Below are 5,188 nucleotides of genomic sequence, written 5' to 3'. Positions count from 1 at the left end.
ACGCGCAACTGGACTCCCGCGGGCTCCGTCCGCCTGGGCCCCTCGCCCAGCCTCATCCCGGCCGTGCAGGAGATGAAGCGCATCGGCTGAACCCTCTCACGCGACATCTACCTTGACGCTCACCGGTACCGGCCATCAGCGGGTCCCTGAAACGCCGAGGTCGCTCTCCAATCTCTCGGTTGGAGGTGAGGTGACCATCGTCCCACTGGTGGATGACCTCGTAGAGGTCCACCGGCTCATCCTGGGACAGTCCGCGAAGGACGAGGTCATCGATGATGGGCAAGTCTGGCAAGGTGAAGCGCAAGCGGGCGCTTCTCGTAGCAGCCCATGAGACCCGTGCGCCCCAGCTGCCTGAGCAACTCGTCGGTGCCGACGTAGAGGGTACTGTAGCCGGCGCGGCACTCACCGTGACCGAGGCCCCGTGTCAGGTGGGACGTTCTCAGTGGTGGGGGCCGACGATGAGCACTTTGTCGTGGCGCTCCAGGACGCCACACATGCCTGGCTCCAGAAGGGTTGAAGTTGGCCTCCTCGCAGGAGGTGCGACGCACGAGCTGGGACAGTTGCTCGGAGTCGAGACGATCCACCGTGTCGCTCGGCAACTCGGAGAGGAAATCGGAGTGGGGGAGGGGGTCGTCTACAGCCCGCTGGGTGCGCAGTTGCGGGGATTGAGGGACGCCGGCCAGGCGCAGCTTCTCGCGCATGGGAATCTATTCATCAGCTTGCCGACATCATCGAAATCCGCCTGCGCCACCTCTCCTGGCCGGGGACGGCCATGTCCTCGCTCCGTACGCGTGCGCCCCGAGCCTTGCTTCATGGCCGAAGGCGCTCGCCTCGAAGCCGCCTACCTCCAGTGAAGCCCGCGGTGGATGCTGAAGCCACAGGCCTTGGAGAGCAGCGCCTCCACTCGACCCTGTCCAGGACACCGGCGAGGATGGCTGCCTCGGTGACACCTTCGACGGCAGGTGCGCCTGCACCACCGCCTTGAGCGCTTCGTGCGGAGGTACCTCGTCAGCGGGACCACCAGTACGCCGGACCGCCACGAGAGCCCGCGATACGCCCTCGCCCTATTTGGCCCCATGCCCAATAGCCGGGCTACTTGGCTCGCACCCTTCGCTACGGGGTGCAGAGCCGCACCAACTCTCTCAGCCAGTCATGTGTCGCCTCCCCGGTAGCTCATCTCGCGGGGCCCAGGGAGCACCGCTGTGGCGGTGCTCGTGGACTCATGAGGATGCATTGGAGGACTGGCTGGGCAGGCTCGCATCCCTCTCGCCAGCCTCGCATTTCCAACCGTCTTTCCAGTGCCAGGATCCGCGCGCTGCCCCGATTCGCGATCCGCTTGGCCGCCCGCGCTGCGCACAACTTCGGTGAAGACCCTCCTGAGCGCCATTACCCCGGTCGGTCACACCACGCCCATGGACCCGTTGTCGGACCACTCGGTGAGGTCTCCCAGGTGATTTGCGCCTCGCTCGGTCTCTGGGGTGAGACACGACCGCCGCGACAGAGTCTCCGCCTTCATTCGGCCTGTGAGCTACCAGTCCCCGTTGCACTGAAGACGCGAGAGGGCGCCTCGCAGCCGCAGCAGGTCCGCCCGTCCACGATGACATCCTGGTCGACCGTGACGTTGGTTGCGCCCGCCGACACGCGAGCCTCTCGTCTCGATAGCTTCTTAGCGGGGCTGTCCTCGGACGATCGTGCCTCCATGTCCGAATACACAGCGCGGCTCCGAGGGCTTCGTGCCGTGAGGCTCCAATTAAGCGAGCGACGCGGGGTGGCGGCCATCGAGATGGCAACCCCCATGCTTGAGGGCCGGATGACGCGCGCACAAAGCAGTGCGCTTCGCCCGGGGCAAATTCATAGCCGTGTATTCATGTTTTTGGAGTGACTATGTTTCGGCTTGAGGGGTGCCCTGGCGGCGGCCAGGTGTGGCCGTGTCACGTCGACGTCAAAAGCAGGGTAAAGGGGGGCACAATGCGGCTGACCAGTCTCAGGTCATCGCCATCCGAGACTCAAGCGTGGTACTGCCTTCACATCGAGCTTGCGCGTCGACGTCTCCACATTCTGCTGCGGAAGGGACCGCCGCGTTGAATATAGGCATTCTTGCAGTGGAATACGTGCGGTTGCCCTCTTTGAGTCTGTGAAGCGAAAGAGTCCCTTGAGTTCTACGTGCTTGTTCGTGCCGTCGAGCTTGCGATGCGCGCCGGGCACTTCCACTGCCCGCGCACCACGGCGACCGTTTCAGGGGACTGCCCTGAAACATCCTCGGCGGATAGTCGGGGACGACGGTCGAACTTTTGCGCTCGAGCAGCCCCAGTCGCCGCTGGAGAGGACCCTGGGGCCGGCTCGCACACTCGAGGCGTGGCCAAATGCCACGCAGCACGGTGGAGGTGGAGACACTGGATGCGAAGTCGTTGAAAGTCAGCGCGTACTGGCTGCGCATGCCGCACCCGGCGGCGCTGCAGCGGCGGGCGCGCGAGGCGCTGGGAAGCGCACTGGCGGGAGGGCAGCTGCGCGTGAAGCTGGGGCTGGTGGTGGGACTGGAGGAAGCCGCGCAAGCCCACCAGCGACTGGAGTCGCGCGCGACGGTGGGCAAGGTGGTGCTGCGAGTGCCCTGAAGCCGCGCGGGCCGTCAGGCCTCGAGGGTGGCCTCGGGCCGCAAGCCCGCGGACGCCCTGGCGGCCGAAGCGGGCACCGGGCCTCCTTACGGCGTCGGAAACTCCAGACGCATCAAGAGCGAAAAGCCCCCGTCGCACGAGGCGACGAGGGCTGCTCTCAAAAAGAATCCGGCAGAGGTGGATGAGGTCGGCGTCCAGAGCGCGCCGATGGTCGTCGCGTACAGGGATGCCGATCGAGTTCCCGAAGTTGCGGTCGTCCCTGCTAGGTCTCCATGTCTCATGGAGAGACCACCAGCAACTCTGTCGACCGACCCGTGTTGCGGGTTGTGCGAGAGGCCTGGGCCATGAGCGAGACGGTGGCATTCAGCACCATGCTCGTGGGCTGTCTTCGGGCTGAGGGAGGGAAGCGTCGTCGGGCGGTCTTCGGGCCCGACACAATTGGCAACAGGGTCTCGAAGCCCCGGACCGAGGACTGCTGTCCCGAGCAGGCGGTCCGTTGTCCTCCGCATTCTGATGGAAAAGAGGTGGTTGCCTGGGGTTCTCCGACCCACTGGAATGCAACCACGAGTGCTTGATGGATGGGACTGGTGTGGCTGCGGGAACTCCTGTGGCACCAAGCACGCCCCGTGCTCCAATGTCAGGCCACCAGTAAGCGCCCCGCGTGGGTGCTGGAGAGGTGGGTACTTATTTCGAAGCTACTTGTGCCGCGTCCGAACTCGTGTCGTGCAATCTGGCCCGAGCTGCTTCGGCTTGCCGGGTGAAGACGCTCGTAACCTCTCGGTCCGCCGGTTCGTCGCGCTGGCGAGAGCTCGCGTGAGTGGACAGGCTCCTTTCGCGACTTGGGCTCCGCGAACAAGCGCCCCCGTCGGCGTGGCGATGTAGTCACCCTGACGAAGAGCATCAGCAGCACGAGGGATGCCGCCGCGAAGCCACACGGTCCTCCAAGAGGACAGCGGGTTCTTGGTGGAGCTCGAAGGAGTCGTCCCCCGAGAAGGGGAGGCAGAAGACCCTGTCGCCCGTGACAGGTGCGTCGCCTCCCCGAGAGACTCGGGGGCTCCGGGGATGGAGCATCAGAGCGACAGGCATTCTCTTCGTCAGGACCCCCACCATTCGAGTGCTCTGAGTCGTAGGGGCATCATCTTTTACGCTGGCGAAGGCCTCATTCAGGAGTGGGCGCCCTGGATTGGAGTACCCGTTGTTCTATCCGGGTCAGCTGTTCGTACCGGGTCGCGCAGAGCGGGCTGTGGCGTCGATTGTTCACCACGCGCGGGCTCGCTGAAGCCCGATGCAACCCGGAGAGGTCACTGGCCCCATGCCCGGAGAACGGTCTCAGGGATCACCCCTGGACTGAGATGGCGTGGCCGCTCAGCGTGTCGGTGTCGAGCCACCCGCTCCTGCGTAGAGCGTCACGCGAGCTCCGGCTCTGCTCTCAACGGCGGGCCGCATATCGCGCCCATGGCGAAGCGCTCGGCGACGAACCGTCAGGGGAAGCCGTCCGTGACGGGAAACTGCCTGAGGGCTCGTTCCGTTGGTGAATCCCCGTCCATGAACGTCGGACCAGGTTCAGTAGCACCCTGGCGAGTGCTGCCTCCTCGGAGACTCGTCAGGGCGTTGAAGGAACTCATGCATGTTGTTCTTGCGGAGGGCCTCCCTGGCAACCTTTCCCGAAGCGCGTAGCAAGTCCGCCGCCGTCGAATGGGCGATTCGGAGGCCCTACGGTGCGAATAGACGTCGAGTGGGCGAAGCCAGGGCCGCAGTGCTCCCGTCGCAGGTGAAGGGCGACGCTCAGGCAGGGAGAAACCGAGCCACCTCATCTGGGCGCACTCGCACAACTCCTCGGTAGGGTGGGCTTCAGACCGCCCAGGCCTGCCGCTCCGATTGATCGAGCACCGCGAATCTCTCCCGCGCTGCCAACCGCGGAAGGCGCCTGGCGTCCCGGTGAACGAACCTGGGACGAGGGGGCGCGGACTCGCCCTGTCCATGGGCCGCCCAGCGAGTGGCCTGCCAGGCGCTACAGGAGGGTGTGCTGTTCACAGGGCGCCTGCGGTGCCCGCAGCGGCGGTCGTCGATGGGCCACCGCTCGGGCGGGAGATGGGAGCGGCCCTTCGTTGATGGCCGATGCGCACGTGCGCTGGAGCCAGATCCGGGAGGTCACTGACCCAGGCCGAAAAAATCCGACGCCCTGCGATCAGAACGCTGGTGTTCGCCGAATCCCGATGGTACAAGCCGCCCCCCTCGCAACGAAGCCCGCGCACTGGCGCGGATCACTCCGTGGTGAGGATGTACCGACAGCACGGAATACAGCGGTCAACGAAGCGAGTTGACAGAAGATGCGGCGGTGGTAGAAGCCGCGCCCCGACGAAGAAGCCCGGGCAGCAGCAGGGCGGAAGCGGCGAGGGAGTCAACGAAGCAACGGTTGACACGGGATGCGGCGAAGAGATAGAAGCCGCGCCCTCCCGAAAGAAACAGCGGAAGCCACTGGGCGGCGCTGGAGACTTCGGGAAGCAGCAAAGAAGAAAAGCGAAACTGGGTGGTTGACAGGGAGCGCGAAGATGAAATAGAAGAGGCGCCCCGCT

At 65.3% G+C, this 5,188-nt stretch carries 3 protein-coding genes; 2 read left to right on the top strand and 1 reads right to left on the bottom strand.

From position 1 onward, the window contains the following. Positions 1 to 190: 190 nt before the first annotated feature. Positions 191 to 331 carry a hypothetical protein gene (locus tag FJV41_RS52895; protein WP_181791467.1) on the top strand — a complete coding sequence of 47 codons (141 nt, stop codon included), beginning with the start codon at positions 191 to 193 and terminating at the stop codon, positions 329 to 331. 2,032 nt (positions 332 to 2,363) lie between these two features. Next, positions 2,364 to 2,612, top strand: coding sequence for a zinc-binding dehydrogenase (locus FJV41_RS47835; RefSeq protein ID WP_141649305.1), 249 nt, complete (start codon positions 2,364 to 2,366; stop codon positions 2,610 to 2,612). A gap of 2,307 nt (positions 2,613 to 4,919) precedes the next feature. Here the strand turns inward: FJV41_RS47835 and FJV41_RS53260 are convergent. Then, positions 4,920 to 5,188, bottom strand: a 269-nt coding sequence (locus FJV41_RS53260; RefSeq protein WP_220137964.1) for a hypothetical protein, incomplete at its 5' end; no start/stop codon positions are given.

Origin of the sequence: Myxococcus llanfairpwllgwyngyllgogerychwyrndrobwllllantysiliogogogochensis, from assembly GCF_006636215.1 — a bacterium.
GTDB lineage: Bacteria > Myxococcota > Myxococcia > Myxococcales > Myxococcaceae > Myxococcus > Myxococcus llanfairpwllgwyngyllgogerychwyrndrobwllllantysiliogogogochensis.
Note: the sequence above shows the minus strand (reverse complement) of the source record. Positions and strands in the feature narration are given on the sequence as shown.

What these genes read in the sequence shown, in the direction of transcription:
- FJV41_RS47835 (WP_141649305.1), top strand. Translation starts at nt 2,364, where the DNA reads ATGCCACGCAGCACGGTGGAGGTGGAGACACTGGATGCGAAGTCGTTG.